This window comes from Rhodococcus sp. NPDC057529 (genome assembly GCF_042802055.1).
Taxonomy (GTDB): Bacteria; Actinomycetota; Actinomycetes; order Mycobacteriales; family Mycobacteriaceae; genus Rhodococcus_F.
On record NZ_JBHVEY010000017.1, the window covers coordinates 44,673 to 63,946 of the forward strand.

Here is a 19,274-nt window from a genome sequence, read left to right on the forward strand (position 1 = left end):
GGCACCGTGAATGCCGACCAAGCAGCACACACTGTCATCGATTCGCCGATCGGCCCCCTGACGCTGGTGAGCGTCGGCGGGGTGCTGAGTGGCATCTACATGGTCGAACACAGGCATCAGCCGAATCCCGCGACGTTCGGCGCCCGCGAGACCGCAGGGTTCGACGAGGCAACCACCCAGCTCGCCGAATACTTCGACGGCCGGCGGACCGATTTCACCGTCCCGCTCGCCGCGCGGGGCACCCCGTTCCAGAAACGGGTGTGGGACGCGCTGCGCACCATCCCGTACGGCGACACGTGGACGTACGGTCAGCTGGCGGATTCGCTCGGCACCCCGACCGCGGTTCGCGCGGTGGCGGCGGCGAACGGCCGGAATCCGATCAGCATCATCATTCCGTGCCACCGGGTGATCGGGAGCAACGGCAACCTGACGGGGTATGCGGGCGGTCTCGACCGCAAACGGTTCCTGCTCGAACGCGAAGCGGAACGGGCGGGGCTCCGGCTGAGCCGATGACGCTGAAGCCGTTCGAAGACGTCGTGGCCGAGCACGGCCCGACGGTCCTGCGGGTCTGCCGGGCCGTGGTCGGTCCGGTGGACGCCGAGGACGCGTGGTCGGAGACGTTCATCGCCGCGATGCGCGCATACCCCGATCTGAGTCCGGAGAGCAACGTCGAGGCGTGGCTGGTGACGATCGCGCACCGGAAGGCGCTCGACCACATCCGTGCGCGCGACCGGCGGCCCGTCCCTACCGACGATCTGCCGGAGCAGACCACCGACCGCGGGCTTCCCGGCGGCCACGACCCGGAGTTGTGGAAAGCGGTCGGTGCCCTGCCGATGAAGCAGCGGGCGGCGGTGGCGTACCACTACCTCGCCGGGCTGCCGTACACCGAGATCGCGGTGATCCTGGGCAACTCCCCGGCCGCGTCGCGGCGGGCGGCCGCGGACGGCGTCGCGGCGCTCCGCAAGGCCCTCTCGATCTCTGTGAGTGGAGACATCACATGAACATGCCCGACATCGTCTACTCCCTGTACCCGTTGGACTCCCCGGTGGAGCAGAAACTGCGGGAGCGTCTCGCCGCCGCCGCCGCCGAAGCCGGACTCCTCGACGTGGCGTACCGGACACTCGACACCCCGGTCGGTTCGCTGCTGCTCGCCGCCACCGATCGCGGGCTGGTGCGGGTCGCGTTCCCCAGTCAGGATCACGACGCCGTGCTGCAGACCCTCGCCGAACAGATCAGTCCCCGGATCCTGCGGGCACCGGCCCGGCTCGACCGGGTCGCCCACGAGATCGACGAGTACTTCCTCGGCAGGCGCACGAATTTCGACGTTCCGCTGGACTTCCGGCTGTCCAAGGGATTCCGGCTCGAAGTGCTGCGCCACCTCCCCGACATCGACTACGGGCACACCGCCAGTTACGCGGCGGTCGCGGTCGCGGCGGGCAGTCCGAAGGCGGTGCGTGCGGTCGGCACCGCGTGCGCGCTCAATCCACTGCCCGTCGTGGTGCCCTGCCATCGGGTGGTCCGCAGCGACGGCAGCATGGGTCAGTACGCCGGTGGGCCGGAGGCCAAGTCGATTCTGCTGACCTTGGAGGCGGCGGCATGAGCACCGTGACGCAACGCGTGAACGCTCTGGATTGGCCGACGCTGCACGCCGAGACCGACGCCGTGGGATGCGCGCAATCGGAGCAGATCCTGACCGCCGAGGAATGTGGGCAGATCGCGGACATGTACGAGGAGGTCGAGCGTTTCCGGTCCACCGTGGACATGGCCCGGCACCGCTTCGGCTCGGGACAGTACCGGTACTTCGACTATCCGCTACCGGAGGTCGTGGCCGAACTCCGCGCCGCCTTCTACCCGAAACTGCTTCCCGTGGCACGGGACTGGGCGGTCAAGCTGGGGCAGCCGTCGCCGTGGCCGGACACCCTGGACGAATGGCTGGACATGTGCCACGACGCCGGTCAGAAACGGGCGACGCCGATCCTGCTCAGCTACCGGGCGAACGACTGGAACGCGCTGCACCGCGACCTGTACGGCGACCTGGTGTTCCCGTTGCAGGTGGTGATCGGACTCGACCGACCGGGGGTGGATCACGAGGGCGGCGAGTTCATGCTCGTCGAGCAGCGGCCCCGCGCCCAGTCGCGAGGCACGGTGACGACGCTTCGGCAGGGTCACGCGCTGATCTTCACCACCCGGGACCGTCCCGTGCGCTCGACCCGCGGCTGGTCGACGGGACCGGTACGGCACGGCGTCAGCACCATCAGGCGCGGCACCCGCCGGACCCTCGGCCTGGTCCTGCACGACGCGGAGTGACCGTGATGTCTGCCTTGATACCCCGACCCCGGACCGTGGTGGCGCCCGGCGCCGTCCACGTCCCCGACTGGCTCACGCCGGCCGAGCAACGCCACCTGGTGGCCGAATGCCGGGGATGGGCCACCGGGCCGGTCCCGATGCGGGCCGCGCAACTGCCGACGGGACACCGCATGTCGGTGCAGACGGTGTGCCTCGGCTGGCACTGGAAGCCGTACTCCTACTCGCGCACCGCCGACGACGCGGGCGGTGGGCGTGTCGCGCCGGTGCCCGACTGGCTGGTCGAACTCGGCAGGCGGGCGGTCGGCGACGCATACGGGGAGCCCGCCGCCGGGTACACACCGGATGCCGCGTTGATCAACTTCTACGACGACACCGCGAAGATGGGAATGCACCAGGACAAGGAGGAACGATCCGACGCGCCCGTGGTGTCGTTGAGCATCGGCGACACGTGCACGTTCCGGTTCGGGAATACTGCCACCCGCACCAAGCCGTACACCGACGTCGAACTGCTGTCCGGCGATCTGTTCGTGTTCGGCGGCGAGTCCCGCTTCGCGTATCACGGAGTGCCGAAAGTGTTTCCCGGCACGAGTGATCCGGACTGCGGGTTGACGACGGGGCGACTGAACATCACGCTGCGGGTGACGGGACTCGAGGACACATGAGAATGCGATTGCCGTATCGGGGTCCGTTCACCCATGCGCCGCTGTGGGGCGCGCTCCGCGCGCACACCGTGGCCGGGCTCGAGCGGCACGACCCCGACGGAACCCACACCCGGGTGCTGAACGGCCCGCACGGTCCGGCGCTGGTGTCCGTTCTCGTGCGTCCCGCCGACGGGTATGTCGAGGCGGACCTGACACCGGCGGACCCGGATGATGTCGAAGCGTTGACCGCCACGGTCCGGCGCTGGCTCGACCTCGACGTGGATCCGGTGCCGATCGACGCCGCGCTGAGCCGCCACCCGCAGCTCGCGCCGCTGGTGGCGCAACGGCCGGGACTGCGGCGCCTGGGGAGCGTGGACGGATTCGAGACGGCGGTCCTGACCGTTCTCGGGCAGCAGGTTTCGCTGGCCGCTGCCCGGACGTTCGGCAGCCGGCTCGTGGCCGCGTACGGCAGGCCCGTCCACGACGGATTCTTCGCGTTCCCCGAACCGCAGACGCTGGCGGCGCTCGCACCCGAACAGTTCCGTTCGACCCTCGGTCTCACCGGGGCCCGGGCCCGGACGGTGCTCGCGCTCGCCGAGGCCGCGTCGAACGGACTGCGCCTCGGCGCGGACACCGACCCGGCCGAGTTCCGGACCGGCCTGCTCGCGCTGCCCGGCATCGGCCCGTGGACGGCGGACTATCTGACGGTGCGGGTATTGGGCGACCCGGACGCGTTCACACCCGACGACCTCGTCCTCAAACGGGCGATGGGGGTCAAGACCGGCAGGCAGGCAGCGGAACTCGCCGAGGCGTGGCGGCCGTGGCGGGCGTACGCCCTGTTTCACCTGTGGACGGCGGAAGCGTATTAGTCTTTGGCCTTCGCCAGCGCGGACGGCCACCAGATCTTCTTGCCGATGTCGTGGGAGAGCGCTGGGACGAGGATGCTGCGCACGATGATCGTGTCGAGCAGCACGCCGAACGCGACCGCGAAGCCGACCTCGGCGAGGAACACCAGCGGCAGCACACCCAGCACCGCGAACGTCGCGGCGAGCACGACACCGGCCGACGTGATGACCCCACCGGTCACCGCCAGACCGCGCAGCACACCGGATTTGGTGCCGTGCTCCTCGGTTTCCTCGCGCACCCGCGTCATCAGGAAGATGTTGTAGTCGATGCCGAGGGCCACCAGGAACACGAACGCGAACAGCGGGAACGCGGGATCCGCGTTCGCGAAATGGAAGACGTGGGTGAAGAACAGGCCGCACACGCCGAGCGTCGCCGCGAACGACAGGACCACGGTCGCGATGAGGATGATCGGCGTGAGCAACGCGCGGAGCAGGAGGGCCAGCACGACGAAGATGACGACGAGAACGATCGGAATGATCAGGTTCCGGTCGTGCACCGACGCCGTCTGCACGTCGAGAGTGGTTGCCGTGCTGCCACCGACGAGCGCGTCGGCGCCGGGCACGGCGTGCGCCGCGTCCCGCAGTCGTTTCACCGTATCGAGGGCTTCCGGGGAATCGTACGAATCGGCGAGGGTCACGTTGACGACCATTCGCCCGTCGATCGGTGCGGCGGTGAGGAAGTCGGGTGCGCACCCCTGCCCGGCCGCCGAAGCCACCGCCGCCGGGTTCGCTTTGACGAGGGCGGACAGCTTCTCGACATCGACCTGCGGGCACACCGCGCCGGGATCCGTCGACACACCCTCCACACCGGTCACGGCCGCGATGACCGCGTCCGTCTGATCGGCGTTGGTGACGATGACGGCGGGCGCGCCGGCGCCCGGATCGAACTTGGAGTCGTACAACTCCTGGCCGACGACGGCGTCGGGGCGGTTGGTGAAGTTCTCCGAAGACGACAGCCCGTCCGTCTTCAGGCTGCCGATGCCGACGAGGAACAGCACGGCCAGCAGCACCGTCGTCCCGATCCAGAGGGGGCGGTCCTTGCTTCCGACCTGGGAGGCGATCTTGCCCCACAGGCCGTGTGTGGTGAGGTCTGCGGCCTCGTCCACCTTGGGTTTCCGCGGCCAGAACACCCATCGTCCCGCCGCGGACAGTGCCACGGGAAGGAACGTCATCATCACGAGGTACGTGCACGCGATGCCGATCGCGGCGACCGGCCCGAGGCTCTTGTTGGAGTTCAGTTCGGAGAACGTCAGGCACAGCAGGCCGAGGATGACGGTGACCGCCGACGCCGTGATGGCGGGGGCGGACTCCTTCCAGGCCTTGGTCATGGCGTCGAATCGGCTGGGGTAGAAGTGCAGTTCTTCCCGGTAGCGGGAGATCAGGAGCAACGCGTAGTCGGTGCCCGCCCCGATCACGAGGACGAACAGGATGCCCTGACTCTGCCCGGTGAGCGTGAGCACCTCGGCCTTGGCGAGGAAGTAGATGACCATCGACGCCAGACCGAGCGCCAGCAGTGCCGAGAAGAGCGGGAAGAACCACAGCACCGGGGAGCGGTACACCACCAGCAGGATCAGGACCACCACGAGCAGTGCCGCCCCCAGCAGGGCGCCGTCGAGACCGGCGAACGCGTCGATGAACGCCACCAGCAGACCGCCGGGACCGGCGGGAAGCACCTCGAGCCCGGGTGCGGCGTCCTTTGCGGCGGTGAGGACGTTCTCCTCGGTGGCGGCGAGCACGTCGCCGGCGACCGCCGTGCCGTCCTCCTTCGCGACGAGGGGGACGAAGATCGACGCCGTGGTGCCGTCCTCCGAGAACTGCGGCTGGGACATGCCTTCGGCGTCGACGCCGTCGACGGCCGCGATGGCGTCGTGCGCCTGCGCGACGGCGGCCTTGTCCTGGTCGGTGAGCGGTGCGTCGCTGTGGAACAGCACGAAACCGGGGATGGTTTCGACGGTGAGGAACTTGGACGATTCGTTGGTGACGATCGTCGACTCGGCGGAACTCGACAGGTAGGCGGCGTTGTCGTTCTTCTGGACCTCGGTGAGCTTCCCCTGGAAGGATCCCCCGAATCCGCCCGCGAAGAACGCGGCGATCGCGATGGCCACGATGGTGAACGCGGGCCAGCGAAATCTGCGCGACTTCTCGCCGCTCGTGCTCGAGTCCGTCGAATCCAGCTTCGTCATGGGTTCTCCTTCGCCGCCCCCGCCAGCAGTGCGTCCCAGTACACCACGCCGGGCGCACCCGCGACACCGGAAATCTGCGCGGGTCAGGCCTCGTCGGAGGTTTCGGCGTAACAGTCCCGCACCGCCACATCCATCGGAAACCGCACCCGCGTCTCGCCGAACAGCAACCGGGTGGCTACGTCGACAGCGCCGAGAACGTGCCGCGTCGCCGACTCCGGGTCCCGGGTGTGCACCATCACCTCGTCGTGCTGGAAGAAGACCAGTTCGCTGTCCGGTTCGTCGGCCAGGCGGCGTCGCAGATCGGCGAGCACGCACAGCGCCCACTCTGATGCCGTGGCCTGCACCACGAAGTTTCGGGTGAACCGGCCGCGGGACCGCGCGTCGCCGTGGGACCAGAAGTCGGGTGACGGCGGCGGGCAGGCGCGGCCGAGCCACGAGTGCACGACCTCGCCGCGTTCACCGGCGCGGGCCGCCCTCTCCACGTATTCGACGGCGACGGGGAAGCGGGTGCGCAGCAGGGTGAGCAGTGAACGGGCCTCGCCGGCGGTGGCGCCGTACAGCACACCGAGGATCGCGACCTTGGCCTTGCCGCGGTCGCCGTCGAACGTCTCCGCCGCGACCGGTGCGTACAGGTCGTCGGCGCCCGCGGCGGCGACCATGCGGGTGTCACCCGACATGGCGGCCAGGATGCGGGGTTCGAGTTGGCCGGCGTCGGCGATGACGAACGTATGGCCCGGGTCTGCGATCACGCTCGACCGCAGCGGTTTCGGAATCTGCAGTGCGCCGCCGCCGCGGCTCGCCCAGCGGCCGGACACCACGCCGCCGGGAACGTAGACCGGGCGGAACCGGTCGTCGCGGACCCAGCTCTCCAGCCACTGCCAGCCGTTCGTGCTGAACAGCTTGGACAGATCCCGATGGTGCAGGAGCAGCGGGACGGCAGGGTGATCGACGTCGCGCAGCAGGTGTTTGCGGGTCGACGCGAGTTCGATGCCCTCGCGGCGAAAGGCGTCGACGACCTCGACGTGGGACGCCGGGTTGATGCGACGGCCGAACGCCGCCCCGATCTCGACGGTGACGTCCTGGATGCGCTGCGGCAGGTCGTACCCGGCGGGCCGGGGCCCGAGCGTCGTCTCGAGGAACGCGCGGTGGGCGGCGGTGGAGAACGGCAGCCCGTCGACACTCATCTCCGCGGCGGCCAGCGCTCCCGCGGACTCGGCGGCCACCAGCAGGTCGAGTTTCGCATCGTCACCGATCGTCTTCCGCTGCTGCGCGAAATCCGTGACCACCTGCGCCGGATCCGTGACGGGTGCGGTGTCGAACAGGCCGGGGCGTTCGTCGACGGGTTCGTCGGCCGGCGGTGCGGGAACACCGTCGCGCATGCTGAGGACGGCATGGGTGAGTGCGAGGTCGTGGCAGCGCCGCACCCGCACCCCGGCCCGCAGCAGCGCCGGATAGACGGCGGCGGTACTCGTCCAGACCCAGCGGGGGTGCTCGGCTGCCTCGATGTCGCGGACCGCGGCCACGCCGTCGGAGTGCCGACGCGGCGCCTCGACCGGGACTCCCTCTGCATCGGTGCGAACGGTCGTCGCGCCACCCTCGGCGCCGGGAACCATGACCACTCTCACGGGCCCAGTCTGCTCTGCGCCACCGACAGGCGACAATCCGCCGCCGGACGGGGGTGAATCCGCAGGTCGGCACTACACTGAACGCAGACGCTTCTCGCCGGAAGGAGGGGCATCCGATGGCAACCATCGAAGAGTTCGAGCAGACGGTGACCGACAAGGTGATCGCCGGACTGCACGACCGATTCGCCGACTACGAGCGCCGCGGAGTCGGACTCGCCGAACTCGGCGACCCCGATCGGTTCGTCGAGCGGATCCTGGCGGCGGTGCCCGCCCCGCATCCCTGGTACGAACAGTTCGGCTCGGCCTGGTCGTCCGCGCCCGCGTGACTCACGTCCCGGCCGCGTCCACCGGTGCGGGTTCGGTCTGTGCCTTGTGACGGCGGTGCAGACCCTTGCGGTCGTAGAACCGGGTGATGACGGCACCGAAGACGAGGCCGATGAGCAGTCCGGCGAGGGTCATCCACACGGCGTGGATGAGGCCGGCGTCGCCTGATGCGCCGAAGAACATGATGGCGCGCACCCCGATGTAGATCTGGTGCATCGGTTCGAACTCACCGAGCCACGTGTACAGCCGCGGCGCCGCCTCGAGCGGGATCGTGCCCCCGGACGAGGGGAGCGCCAGGACGACGAAGACCAGCAGGTTGATGAGCAGGCCCAGGTTCCCGAACGCGGCCATCACCGACATCGCCGTGATCCCGACGGCGGCGATCGCGAACGCGCCGTACTCCCACAGCGCGAGCGGATCGGTGATCGGCAGCCCGAGGGCGGAGCTGATCCACAGGTAGAGCCCGGACACGATCATCGCCAGCGCGACCATCACCGCCCATTTGATCAGCAGAGTGTTGAAACGGGAGATCGGGACCGCCTCGTTGTGGAGGTACAGCGGCCCGACCTCGGTCGGGGTGAATCCGAGCATGCCGTCGATCAGGGTGCTCGCGATCGTCGCACCGGTGAATCCGGCGAGGACGATCAGCAGCGCGTAGTAGAACGCCGCCAGCCCGAAACCGGTGCCGTCCGGCAGCGGGTTGTGAGCCACGACCCGCACGTCGATGGGGTCGTCGAGCACCAGCCGGCTCGCCCCCGACAGCTGGAGATCGGGGGCCGTCGCCTGGAGTTGCTGCGTCACCTGGGTGGTGAGCTGTTCGCCCATCGTCTGGTTGGCCTTGTCCATCGCCATCTCACCGATGTTCTGGACGAGGTTCGCGCTGATCGTGCCGGCGCGGGGGTTCGTGTAGATGGTGATCACGGGACGCTCGACGTCCCCGGGGATCACGCTGGCCTGGGCGAGGATGAGTGTGCGTTTGGTGAAGTCGCTCGGGATGACGATCGCGCCGTAGATCTCCCCGTTGTCGAGTGCGGACTGGGCCTGCGCGATCCCGATCTGCCGCAGTTCGATCTTGTTCGGGTCGACGCCCTCGAGGAGGCCCGTCGCGATCTGGTTGCCGAAGTTCTGCTGCTGCGGCGGATCGGAGTTGGGCAGGGTGTCGCCCTCGTCCTGGTTGACGAGGGCGATGGGGAAGTGGTGGAGGTGCTCGGGGGGATTGAGCATGCCCCCCATGTACAGCGCGGCGAGCAGGGACATGACGACGGAAACCAGGAGCACGGGAGCTATCCAGAACCGCGGTGTCCGCAGCACGCTCATCTTGCCGGTATCACTGGTTTCGTGTGCCATGGCCCCTCGCGTCCTCCCGTGTCCGGGTCGCTCCCCGGATCGACCAGCCGGATCAAGAGTAGGCGGTGGGGCCGCTCAGTGCGCCGAAGTGACCTCGAACCAGGCGTCGAGCGTCGGCTCACCGACGAGGTCGACGAGATCGACCTGGACGCCGTCCGCGCGCCACCGTTCGACCAGCGCCATCACGCGCACGGAGTCCATACCCTCGTCGAGGAGGTTGGCGTCGTCGTCGATCTCGGCGACGGGGACGTCGAGGACGTCGGCGACATCGGCGCGGATTCGATCGCGGGTCGGAACTGTGCTGGGAGCGGAACTCACTGTCGTCCTCCGGTGCGTCGGCCGGACCACGGCGCGTTGAGCCGGTCCGGCCGCATGGGGTAGGTTTCTGGGTTAGTGAAGCCTAAGCATAGTTGCTCTCCGCGCGAACGGCGAAACGGAGAGCTGTTGCAACCGAATGTGAATGGATGACAATGGCTGGATTATCGCGATACGCAATCGACTTGACGCCTCTCCGGACGAGTCGCGAGTTCCGATACATCTTCATCGCCCGCACGATCTCCATCTTCGGTCTGGGTCTGCTGCTGGTTGCCGTGCCGCTGCAGGTGTACGACATGACGAATTCCACACTGGCAGTGGGCGCGGCGAGCATCGTCGTGGGCTCCTCGGTGTTCATCGGCACCCTGTTCGGCGGCGTGATCGCCGACCGGTACGACCGCAGGCCGGTCATCTCGCTCGCCCGTGGCGCCGCAGGGGTTGCCTTCGCTATTCTCGCGGTCAACGCGTTCCTGCCTACACCCCAGCTGTGGATCATCTACCTGTGCGGCGTGATCGAGGGCCTCGCAGGCGGCATTTCCGCGACCGCACTGATGGCGGTGATCCCGTCGCTGCTGCCCAAGGACAAGATGGCCGCCGCCGGCGCGTTGATGACCGTGATGGCCGATCTCGGAACCGTCGCGTCACCCGCCATCGGCGGTGTGATCATCGCCGCGACGTCCGTGGGCACCAACTACGTTCTCGCCGCGGTGTCCTCGGGGATCACCGCGTACTGCATCGCCAGGCTGCCATCGCTGCCGCCGCCGGTCAAGAACACCGAGAGTCCGCTTCGGTCGATCGCCAGCGGTTTCACCTACGCCGCCAAGGACTCCGTGGTCGGAGGGACACTGCTCGTCGGCTTCTGCGCGATGATGCTGACCGGCTGGAACGTGCTGCTGCCCGCTTACACGAGCCAGGTTCTCCACGCCGGGCCGGCCGCCACCGGACTGCTCTACAGCGCTCCCGCCGTCGGCGCCCTCACCGGATCGCTCACGAGCGGCTGGACGGGAACCGCGCGGCGCGGTGGCCTGGTCGTGTTCCTCGCGGCCATGATCGCGTCGGCCGGACTGATCGGCGTCGGCGCCGTCCCGATGATCGCGGTCACGTTCCTCGGGCTCGCCGCGCACGGCTTCGGGCGCGTGCTCGGCGACATCCTCCGGTACGCGGTCATCCAGACCGAGACGCCCGAGGAGTACCGCGGTCGCGTCGCCGGCGTGTGGGGAGCCCAGATCTCCACGGGCTCGGCCGCCGGTGCGCTCGTCGCGGGCGCCGTCGGCGCGGCGGTGGGCCCGCGGGAGGCGTTCCTGCTCTACGGAGCCGGCGGCATCGTGGTGCTGGCGGTTCTCGCGCTGGCCCTGAAGGGACTGCGCACCTACAGCAGTGCCGCTGCCGAGGAGGACGACCTCTCGGCAGCGGCACAGTGACGCGCTCGGGTGAAAACTAGCCGGCCTGAGCGTTGTTCGCGGCCTGCGACAGCTGCGGGAGCAGCTTGTCCAGCAGCCACGGGACGCTGAGTACGTTCGGCGAGCTCGACGCGAACACCAGCGGCGGATCGGTCAGACCCACGTAGGCGTTGTCGCGCACGGCCTTCACGCCGGCGAACAGCGGGTTCGACTGCACCTCGTTCTGCAGTTCGGGCGAGAGGTACCAGGCGAGCAGCACATCCGGGTTGTACGTGGGCAGCAGTTCCAGGCTGACCGGGGCGGCGAACTTGGTCTGGTCACTGCTCTCCCGCAACTTCTCGGCGAGCGGGTCGACCGTGAAACCGAGGCTTGCCAGCATCTTCAGGCGAGGATCGGTGTCGAAGTAGAAGTTGTACGACCCCGGCTCGGTGCCGCTGCCGAAGGCCACCGTCTTGCCGGCGAATTCGGGGTGCTGCGACTTCGCCTGCGCCAGGGTGTCCTGCGTCTGCGTCACCAGCGCCTCGGCCTGTGCCGACCGGCCGAGGGCCTTGCCGACGGTGGTGATCTGGTCTTCCCAGCTGGTCGCCCAGCGACGCTCCGGGTACGCCACGGTGGGGGCGATCGCCGACAGCTTGTCGAACTGCTCCTGGTTCACACCGGAGTGCACGGCCAGGATCACGTCGGGCGCGAGTGCCGCGATCTGCTCGTACGGCATCTCCTTGCTCGACGCCGTCAGCAACGCGGGTTCCGCGTTCGGGTCGAGCTCTTCGAGCTTCGCGCGCGACCACGGCAGCAGGCCGTCGTCGGTTCCGGTGTCCGACTTCATGTTCTGCACGGCGACGGGCACGACGCCGAGCGACAGTGCCGCGTCCTCGCTGCCCCAGCCGAGCGTGACGACGCGTTCCGGTGCCTCCGGGATCTCGGCGGTGCCGAGCGCCGACGGAATCGACACGGGGAAGGCCGACGCGTCGGCCTGTCCGGTGGCGGATCCCGCCGCGTCGGTGGAGTCGGTCGTCGACTCGCTGCAGGCACCCGCGAACAGCGCGGTTGCCGCCATCATCACGATTCCGGCTCTACGCCAGTATCTTCCGGACGTTTTCATCGATCTCCCTGTTCTTTGTTGATGGGGTTCGTGTGCGAGCCGAACGAGGCGAGTGCCTCGTTCACGACGGAGCCGACTTCGCCGATCCAACGCGGCTGAGTCATGTCTTTGTGCTCGCAGTCGAGGTCGTGGTTGATGATGGTGCCGCTCAGGTAGGGCCGCCACAGGTCGTACGTCGCCGCGGTCGCAGGATTCCTCGCCGCGGTGAAGAAGAGCATGTCGGAGTCCACGACGATCTGTGAGGGTTCGGATTCGAGGCGCACGGCGTTCGCAAAGTTGTCGATCATCGCGGCCGGTGTGTGCTCGTTGATCCCGGCGAGCGCGCTGCCCTCGCCGCGCAGGATGTCGATCACCTGCTGCCGGTCGAGACCGTCCCGGAGAAGCGGTTCGGGGTCGTAGCCGACCATGTAGAGCAGAGCGGCGAGCGCGTCCTGCTCCGTCGGCATCGACGCCCACGCGTCCGACGGGAAGGAGTCGAGCATGACGAGCATGCCGAGCTCCTCACCCTGGTTCTGCAGCGCACCCGCGATGGCGTGCGCGACGACGCCGCCCAGCGACCACCCGAGGAGGTGGTACGGGCCCGTCGGCTGCACGGTCCGCATGTGCTCGATGTATTCGGCGGCCATGTCCTCGAGTGTTTCCGGCGGCCGCTTGGACGTCGACAGGTTGGACGCCTGCACGCCGTACAGCGGGTAGTCGTCGTCGATGTGCCGCAGCAGGCCCGAATAGCCCCAGCTGATCCCACCGGCGGGGTGGAAGCAGAACACCGGCGGCTTGGAGCCCTCGGTGCGGAACGGAAGGAGCACGGCGAGTGCGTCCGCGTCGTGATCGTCGTCGAGGCGGCCCGCCAGCTGGGCCACGGTCGGCGCCGCGAACAGCGACGCCACAGTCGCGGTGACGGACAGGCGCTTCGAGATCGCGCTCATCAACCCGGCCGCCATCAGCGAGTGGCCACCGAGGTCGAAGAAGCTGTCGTCGATGCCGACCCGCTCGATGCCGAGGGCCTCCGCGAACAATTGGCACAGCACCTCTTCGCGGGCCGTGCGCGGCCCCCGCTCGGACACCTGCAGCGACAGGTGCGGAACGGGCAGCGACGACTGGTCGAGTTTGCCGTTGGGGAGCGTCGGGAACTCGTCGACGGCGATGAACGCGGCCGGGATCATGTAGTCCGGCAACCGGCTGGCGGCGCGGCGGTGCAGCTGGTCGGGGTCGATCCGGCCGCCCGGCACCGACGTGGCGTACGCGACCAGCCGCTGATCACCGGGCCGGTCCTCGCGGACCACCACGACGATGTGCTCGACGTCCGGGTCACCGGACAGCACGGCCTCGATCTCGTTGAGTTCGATGCGGAATCCGCGCACCTTGACCTGCGAATCGGCCCGGCCGGTGAAGTAGATCTGACCGTCCCGGCCCCACCACACCACATCCGACGTCCGGTACATGCGGCTGCCCGGCTCGGCGAACGGGTCGGCGATGAACCGTTCCGCCGTCTTCGGAGTCTGGTTGCGGTATCCGCGGGTGACGCTGTCGCCCGCGAGATACAGCTCGCCGGACACGCCGGGAGGCACCGGCCGCAGCGCGTGGTCCAGGACGTAGGCGTGCTTGCCGGGGTCGACGACGCCGATGGGGACGGGACCTTCGTGTCCCGGTTCGACGAGGGCCAGCGTGGCGTTGACCGTGCACTCGGTGGGTCCGTACGCGTTGAACAGCCGGCGGCCGGGTGCGTACCGCTCGATCAGCTGCGGGGTGAGCTTCTCGGCGCCCAGCATCAGGTCGACGCCGTCCGGGATGGGATGCTCCGGCGGGAACGCGGCGGCGAAAGACGGTGGCACGCCGACGAAGTTCACGTCGTGCTCGTTGATGACGCGGGCGAGCGGCTCACCCGGAATGCGGTCGGCGTCCGTCGCGACCACCAGCGTCCCGCCCGAGAGCACGCCCCACATGATCTGCCAGAACGCGAGGTCGAAGCTGATGGACGAGAAGTGCAGCGCCCGCGTGGTGTGGTCCATGCCGATCACGTCCGCCTGCAGCGACAGCAGGTCCGCGATGCCCAGGTGGGGGACGACGACGCCCTTCGGCACCCCCGTCGAACCGGACGTGTAGATGAGATACGCGGCGTCGTCGAGTTGCAGCGGCCTGCTCCGGTCGGCGTCCGTGGGGGCGGTGACGGGCTGGGCGTCGAGCAGTGCCTGCAGGTCCGGATCGTCCAGGTCCAGAACGGGCACGGCGGTGCCCAGCGGCGTGCGGTCGGGCACACCGACCGAGGAGGTCAGGATCGCGACCGGGGCGCCGTCGGCGAGCATGTGCGCGATCCGGTCGGCCGGGTACGTCGGGTCGACGGGAAGATACGCGGCGCCGCTCTTCAGCACGGCGAGAACGCTGACGATCAACTCGGCGGAGCGGTCCAGTGCGAGCGCGACCACGTCGCCGGGCCCGGCGCCACGCGAGATCAGCAGGTGGGCAACCCGGTTCGCGCGTTCGTCGAGCTGCCGGTACGTGAGGGACACCGCAGGCCGCACGCTCGCGCCGACGGCGAGGGCCTCGGCGTCGGGTGTCTCCGCCACCTGCGCGGAGAAGTACTCGTCGAAGGTGCGGGCCGGGACGGAATGCCCCGCGTGCGACCATTCGCCGAGCACCCGGCCCCGCTCCTGCGGGGTCAGGATGTCGAGCCGGGCGATCCGCTGTTCGTGGTTCTCGACGAGGCGCTCGATCACCACGGCGAGGCGGTCGGCGAACGATTCGACGGTCGCTGCGTCGAAGAGTTCGGTGGCGTACTCGAATGTCACGTCGACCCCGCCGCTGTCCGGACGTTCCTGGAAGCGCAGCGCCAGATCGAATTTCGCGGACGTCGCGTCGAGCATCCGCACCTCGGCCGTCGTTCCGTCGAAACGCTCCGCGGCGCCGTCCTGCTTCCAGTGCGACAGCATCACCTGGAACAGGGGGTGACGGGCGGAGGAACGTGGGGGATTGACGAGTTCGACGATGCGGTTGAACGGCACGTCGGCGTGGTCGACGGCGTCGAGGTCGACCGTCTTGACCCGGTCCAGCAGTTCGTCGAACGTGGGGTCGCCCGACACGTCGGTCCGCAGGACCACCGTGTTGATGAAGCAGCCCACCATGGCGTCGAGATCGGGGTGGCTGCGACCGGCGACGGGCACCCCGAGGGCGATGTCCGCACCGGCGCCGAGCCTTTCGAGGAGCACAGCCACCGCGGCGTGGACGATCATGAAGAAGCTCGCGCGCCGCTCGGCGGCCAGCGCATCGACCGCCGCGTGCAGCGCCGGCGACAGCGTGCGGTGCACACTCGCGCCGCGGTTGGTCGGCAGGGCCGGCCGCGGGCGGTCGGTGCGCCAGCCCAGTTCGAGTGGCAGACCGGCGAGTTGCTCACGCCAGTAGTCGAGCTGGCCGGTCAGCAACGGGGTCGCGTCGTCGCCCGCGCCGATGCGTTCACGCTGCCACACGGCGACGTCCGGGTACTGCAGCGGCAGCGGCGTGAACTCCGGTGCCCGTCCGGCGCGGCGAGCGTTGTAGGCGAACGCGAGATCGTCGAGCAGCTTCGCCTGCGACCACTCGTCGCCGATGATGTGGTGCATCAACAGGACCAGCGTGTGCTGCGGTTCGTACAGCACGGCCCGCAGTGGCGGCTGGTCGGTCAGCCCGAGTCCGACGGTGGTCATCGCCGCGATGTGTCCCTCGATGTTGCCGACGTTGTCGACGCGCTCGAGCCGGACCTTCGCGTGTGCCGCGGGAAGCACGACCTGGTGGGGCATCGAGTCGACGAGGGGGAACACCGTCCGCAACGACTGGTGCCGGGTCACGACGTCCGCGAGCGCCGCGGACAGTGCATCCGGTTCGAGGCCGTCCCCGAAATCGACCGCCAGTGCCAGCAGGTACGTTCCGCCGCCGGCCGCGCTGTCGAGGAACCACAGGCGTTCCTGCGCGGGGGACAACGGCACCGGGGTGCCCTCGGGGAGGTCCCGCGGGGACGGCCTGCTCGCCTGCACCCGCTCGCCGGCGTCCTCCAGCTGCGCGGCGACGGCGGCCACGGTGGGATTCTCGAAGACCGTCGCGACCCGCAGCGGCACACCGAGTTCCGCGGTGATCGCGGACACGAGGGCGGCGGCGAGGAGAGAGTTTCCGCCGAGCGCGAAGAAGTCGTCGTGGACGCCGACCTGCTCGGCGCCGAGGATCGACGTGAACAGCGGGAGGATCCGGGCCTCGGTGTCGGTCCGCGGTGTGGCGTCGGACTGTCCGAGCCAACGAGGGGCGGGCAGCGCGTCCTTGTCGACCTTGCCGTTGTGGGTCAACGGCAAGCGGTCGAGCATTACCAGCGCGGACGGTGTCATGTACCCGGGTAGCGAGCGGACGAGGTGCGCGCGCACGTCCCCCTCGACCGCGTCGGGCGCGCTGCCCGGCCGGGGAACGACGTACCCGACGATCCGCTGGTCGCCGCCGGCCTGCTCGTGCACGGTCGCGACCGCCGCCTGCACGTCGGGAACCGCGGTCATCGCCGCGGTGATTTCGCCGAGTTCCACACGGTAACCGCGTAATTGGATCTGGTCGTCGATCCGGCCGTGGTAGTGGAGGGTGCCGGTCGCGTCGTACCGGGCGAGGTCGCCGGTCCGGTACATGCGCGTACCGGTCGAGGCGAACGGGTCGGCGACGAACCGCGCCGACGTCAGGTCGGGACGCCCGAGGTAGCCCGGGGACAGTCCGGGCCCGGACACGTAGATCTCCCCGGTCACGCCGGGCGGCACCGGACGTAGCCCCGGCCCGAGCACGTACGTGCACAGGTCGCCGAGCGGCACGCCGATGTCCACGACGTCGGCGGCGGTGACCTTCGTGGCGGTGACGTGGACGGTGGTCTCGGTGATGCCGTACATGTTGACCAGGGCCGTTTCCGTAGCCGGACCCGAGGCGGCGAACCAGGCGCGCAGGACCGCCGGATCGAGTGCCTCACCGCCGAACACGACGTACCGCAGTCGCAGCCGATCGAACGCCTCCGCGCGGACGAGAGCGTCGACGAGATGCCCGAATGCGGACGGCGTCTGGTTGAGCACGGTGACACCCTCGTCGACGAGAAGGGCGGCGAGGTCGGCCGGTGACGTGAGGGTGGTCTCGTCGACCGTGACGAGGCGGCCGCCGTGCAGCAGCGCCCCCCAGATCTCCCAGACGGAGAAGTCGAACGCATACGAGTGCAGCAGCGGCCAGCAGTCGTCCTCGGTGAAGGTGAACCATTCCCGGGACACCTCGAACAGGCGCAGCACGTTGCGGTGTGGAATCGGAACGCCCTTGGGCACACCGGTGGATCCGGACGTGTAGATGATGTACGCGATGTCGTCGGCACGCACCGTGCTGTCGAGTTCCCCGGCGCCGGACTGCGGCGCGCCCTCCTCGACGCGGGGAAGGTCGCCGAGCAGATCGGCGGATCCGATGCCCAGCGTCGGCTGCGCGTCCCGCAGGATGAACCGGGCCCGCTCGGCAGGGGAGGACGGATCGATCGGCAGGTAGGTCGCGCCGCTGCGGAGAATCGCGAGGACGGCGACGATCAGATCGGTGCCGCGGGGGAGGCTGACCGCCACGACCGTCCCGCGGCCGGCGCCTGCCGCCCTCAGCCGGCGGGCCAGGGCGGCGCTGCGATCCGAGAGTGCCCGGTACGTCAGGTCGTTCACCGCGGCCCGGTCAGGGTGGGCGCGCACCTGCGCGAGGAAGGCCGAGACGATGCTGTCGGGAAGTGCCGCTGCAGCCGCGCGCCGGTCGAGTCCGGCCGCCGACCGCCACGAGTGCAGTTCGTCCGGGGCGCAGACGTCCACGACGGCGACGGGTTCTGTTGCCACGGAGATGCTTCGGAGGTAGTGCGCGAAGCGGTGTGCGTGGTTCCGGATCTCGACGTCCGTGTAGACCCCGGGGTTTCCGGCCCATTCGAGCGTGAGTTCGTCGCCGGCGCCGGAGACGGAGATCACCACGTCCTCCACCGGACCGGTGGCCAGTTGGTGCACCGACCCGGAGGTGGGGCCGAAAGCGATTCTGGCGGCGAACGGTTTGACGTTCACCACCGCTCCGCCGGTGACGCGGCTCCCGGCGTCCCGGACGCGCTGGAACGGCCGGGTGTCGGACAGGGCTGCGGCCACCCGGCCGGTCACGTCGGCGAACGTCGGCCGGGCGTGGAGGGGGATGCGGAGCGGCACGATGTTCGTGGCCGTCACGGGCGATGCCAGCTCGATTCCGTTGCGGGCCAGCACCGGAATCCGGAGCGTCACCTCCTCGGCTCCCGTGTGGGAGCCCAGGTACGCGGCAGCGGCCGCGTACACCGCCTCCGCCCACGTGGTCGCCTGCGCGGCGGCCGCGGCGCGCAGGCTCCGTGCGACGTCGGGGTCGATCGGGATCGTGCACCGATGGGGATCGGGGGCAGGCCGGCGCACCGTGTCACTGAATCCGACCGGACGCGAGACGGCGGGCGGCGCGCCGGCTGGGGCCGCGGCGTCGAACTCCTGTGCCGCGCGGACGTGCTCGCGCAGCGGCGGAAACGTGGCAGGCCGGGGTTCGGTGCCCGCGAGCCGGGCCGCGTACAGCGCCGCTACACGGCGGGTGAGCAGCGAATACCCGTAGGCGTCCAGCAGTGCGTGGGGCGCGCGGAGGTACCAGATCGCACCGGATTCGGTGCTGATCAGCGCGGTCCGCACGAGGGGAGCGGTGGCGAAGTCGAGTGGTCGGCGCACGTCCTCGCGCATCCACTCCACGGCCGCGGCCCTGTCGAGGTCGAGGCACTCGAGTTCGGGTGCGTGATGTCGATCGTGCACCTGGATCACGTCGTCCGAATCGGCGTCCGGTGGGGCACCGGCCCGGCGGCGCATGTCGGGCTCGGCCTCGAATCGGATCGAGAGGACCTCGGCCTCCTCGATTACCGTGCGTATCGCCGCGGCGAGAGCGTCGAGGTCGACGGGGGCCGCGACCTCCACGTATTCGGCTGTCGTGAACGCCGACCGGGTCGGGTCCAGGTGGTGCCCGGCCCACAGTTCGCGCTGGGCGGCGGTCAAGCTGACGTCGGTGTCCGCCCCGGTCTGCAGGGTGGACGGCGACGATATCGAAAGGGACATCTAACAGGCACTCCTGATGCTTTCGGCT

At 69.4% G+C, this 19,274-nt stretch carries 14 protein-coding genes; 8 read left to right on the top strand and 6 right to left on the bottom strand.

Translation table 11 applies throughout. From position 1 onward, the window contains the following. The first annotated feature begins 6 nt into the window (after positions 1 to 6). Genes ACFU5V_RS29195 through ACFU5V_RS29220 form a run of 6 tightly spaced genes read left to right on the top strand, consistent with a single transcriptional unit; the run spans position 7 to position 3,817 of the window. On the top strand, positions 7 to 513 hold the full coding sequence (locus tag ACFU5V_RS29195; protein WP_378703367.1) for a methylated-DNA--[protein]-cysteine S-methyltransferase: 507 nt from the start codon (positions 7 to 9) through the stop codon (positions 511 to 513). Then, positions 510 to 1,001: an RNA polymerase sigma factor gene (locus ACFU5V_RS29200; protein WP_378703368.1), complete on the top strand. Its 492-nt coding sequence runs from the start codon at positions 510 to 512 to the stop codon at positions 999 to 1,001. Before ACFU5V_RS29195 ends, ACFU5V_RS29200 begins: the two co-directional genes overlap by 4 nt. Next, positions 998 to 1,600, top strand: coding sequence for a methylated-DNA--[protein]-cysteine S-methyltransferase (locus tag ACFU5V_RS29205; protein WP_378703369.1), 603 nt, complete (start codon positions 998 to 1,000; stop codon positions 1,598 to 1,600). The genes ACFU5V_RS29200 and ACFU5V_RS29205 overlap by 4 nt, the downstream gene beginning before the upstream one ends. Beyond that, complete coding sequence (locus ACFU5V_RS29210; protein WP_378703370.1) at positions 1,597 to 2,307, top strand: 2OG-Fe(II) oxygenase; 711 nt, start codon at positions 1,597 to 1,599, stop codon at positions 2,305 to 2,307. The genes ACFU5V_RS29205 and ACFU5V_RS29210 overlap by 4 nt, the downstream gene beginning before the upstream one ends. A gap of 5 nt (positions 2,308 to 2,312) precedes the next feature. Then, on the top strand, positions 2,313 to 2,969 hold the full coding sequence (locus tag ACFU5V_RS29215; RefSeq protein ID WP_378703371.1) for an alpha-ketoglutarate-dependent dioxygenase AlkB family protein: 657 nt from the start codon (positions 2,313 to 2,315) through the stop codon (positions 2,967 to 2,969). Next, on the top strand, positions 2,966 to 3,817 hold the full coding sequence (locus ACFU5V_RS29220) for a DNA-3-methyladenine glycosylase family protein (RefSeq protein WP_378703372.1): 852 nt from the start codon (positions 2,966 to 2,968) through the stop codon (positions 3,815 to 3,817). Before ACFU5V_RS29215 ends, ACFU5V_RS29220 begins: the two co-directional genes overlap by 4 nt. On the opposite strand, the gene ACFU5V_RS29225 is transcribed toward ACFU5V_RS29220, so the two are convergent. Beyond that, positions 3,814 to 6,036 (bottom strand): MMPL family transporter, encoded by a 2,223-nt coding sequence (locus tag ACFU5V_RS29225; protein WP_378432385.1) that lies wholly within the window; start codon positions 6,034 to 6,036, stop codon positions 3,814 to 3,816. The two genes, ACFU5V_RS29220 and ACFU5V_RS29225, sit on opposite strands and share 4 nt — an antisense overlap. Before the next feature lie 83 nt (positions 6,037 to 6,119). Continuing rightward, on the bottom strand, positions 6,120 to 7,661 hold the full coding sequence (locus tag ACFU5V_RS29230; RefSeq protein ID WP_378703373.1) for a bifunctional 3'-5' exonuclease/DNA polymerase: 1,542 nt from the start codon (positions 7,659 to 7,661) through the stop codon (positions 6,120 to 6,122). Between the two features lie 116 nt (positions 7,662 to 7,777). Between ACFU5V_RS29230 and ACFU5V_RS29235 the strand changes: the two genes are divergently transcribed. Further along, positions 7,778 to 7,987 (top strand): hypothetical protein, encoded by a 210-nt coding sequence (locus ACFU5V_RS29235; protein WP_378432389.1) that lies wholly within the window; start codon positions 7,778 to 7,780, stop codon positions 7,985 to 7,987. A 1-nt stretch (position 7,988) separates the two neighbouring features. Here the strand turns inward: ACFU5V_RS29235 and ACFU5V_RS29240 are convergent, their stop codons facing one another. Both ACFU5V_RS29240 and ACFU5V_RS29245 read right to left on the bottom strand, forming a co-directional pair. Next, a complete protein-coding gene (locus tag ACFU5V_RS29240) occupies positions 7,989 to 9,332 on the bottom strand; it encodes a YhgE/Pip domain-containing protein (RefSeq protein ID WP_378703374.1) in 1,344 nt (447 codons plus the stop codon). 75 nt (positions 9,333 to 9,407) lie between these two features. Beyond that, positions 9,408 to 9,650, bottom strand: a complete 243-nt coding sequence (locus tag ACFU5V_RS29245) for a phosphopantetheine-binding protein (protein ID WP_378432392.1) — start codon at positions 9,648 to 9,650, stop codon at positions 9,408 to 9,410. 152 nt (positions 9,651 to 9,802) lie between these two features. On the opposite strand from ACFU5V_RS29245, the gene entS reads away from it, so the two are divergent. Continuing rightward, positions 9,803 to 11,068 carry an enterobactin transporter EntS gene (entS, locus tag ACFU5V_RS29250; protein ID WP_378703375.1) on the top strand — a complete coding sequence of 422 codons (1,266 nt, stop codon included), beginning with the start codon at positions 9,803 to 9,805 and terminating at the stop codon, positions 11,066 to 11,068. 16 nt (positions 11,069 to 11,084) lie between these two features. Here the strand turns inward: entS and ACFU5V_RS29255 are convergent, their stop codons facing one another. After that, positions 11,085 to 12,149 carry an iron-siderophore ABC transporter substrate-binding protein gene (locus ACFU5V_RS29255; RefSeq protein WP_378703376.1) on the bottom strand — a complete coding sequence of 355 codons (1,065 nt, stop codon included), beginning with the start codon at positions 12,147 to 12,149 and terminating at the stop codon, positions 11,085 to 11,087. Beyond that, positions 12,146 to 19,246, bottom strand: coding sequence for an amino acid adenylation domain-containing protein (locus ACFU5V_RS29260; protein WP_378703377.1), 7,101 nt, complete (start codon positions 19,244 to 19,246; stop codon positions 12,146 to 12,148). Before ACFU5V_RS29260 ends, ACFU5V_RS29255 begins: the two co-directional genes overlap by 4 nt. Positions 19,247 to 19,274 lie beyond the last annotated feature (28 nt).

Coding starts and splice junctions, on each gene's coding strand:
- ACFU5V_RS29200 (WP_378703368.1), top strand. CDS start 510: ATGACGCTGAAGCCGTTCGAAGACGTCGTGGCCGAGCACGGCCCGACG.
- ACFU5V_RS29205 (WP_378703369.1), top strand. CDS start 998: ATGAACATGCCCGACATCGTCTACTCCCTGTACCCGTTGGACTCCCCG.
- ACFU5V_RS29210 (WP_378703370.1), top strand. CDS start 1,597: ATGAGCACCGTGACGCAACGCGTGAACGCTCTGGATTGGCCGACGCTG.
- ACFU5V_RS29215 (WP_378703371.1), top strand. CDS start 2,313: ATGTCTGCCTTGATACCCCGACCCCGGACCGTGGTGGCGCCCGGCGCC.
- ACFU5V_RS29220 (WP_378703372.1), top strand. CDS start 2,966: ATGAGAATGCGATTGCCGTATCGGGGTCCGTTCACCCATGCGCCGCTG.
- ACFU5V_RS29225 (WP_378432385.1), bottom strand. CDS start 6,036: ATGACGAAGCTGGATTCGACGGACTCGAGCACGAGCGGCGAGAAGTCG.
- ACFU5V_RS29235 (WP_378432389.1), top strand. CDS start 7,778: ATGGCAACCATCGAAGAGTTCGAGCAGACGGTGACCGACAAGGTGATC.
- ACFU5V_RS29240 (WP_378703374.1), bottom strand. CDS start 9,332: ATGGCACACGAAACCAGTGATACCGGCAAGATGAGCGTGCTGCGGACA.
- entS (WP_378703375.1), top strand. CDS start 9,803: ATGGCTGGATTATCGCGATACGCAATCGACTTGACGCCTCTCCGGACG.
- ACFU5V_RS29255 (WP_378703376.1), bottom strand. CDS start 12,149: ATGAAAACGTCCGGAAGATACTGGCGTAGAGCCGGAATCGTGATGATG.
- ACFU5V_RS29260 (WP_378703377.1), bottom strand. CDS start 19,246: ATGTCCCTTTCGATATCGTCGCCGTCCACCCTGCAGACCGGGGCGGAC.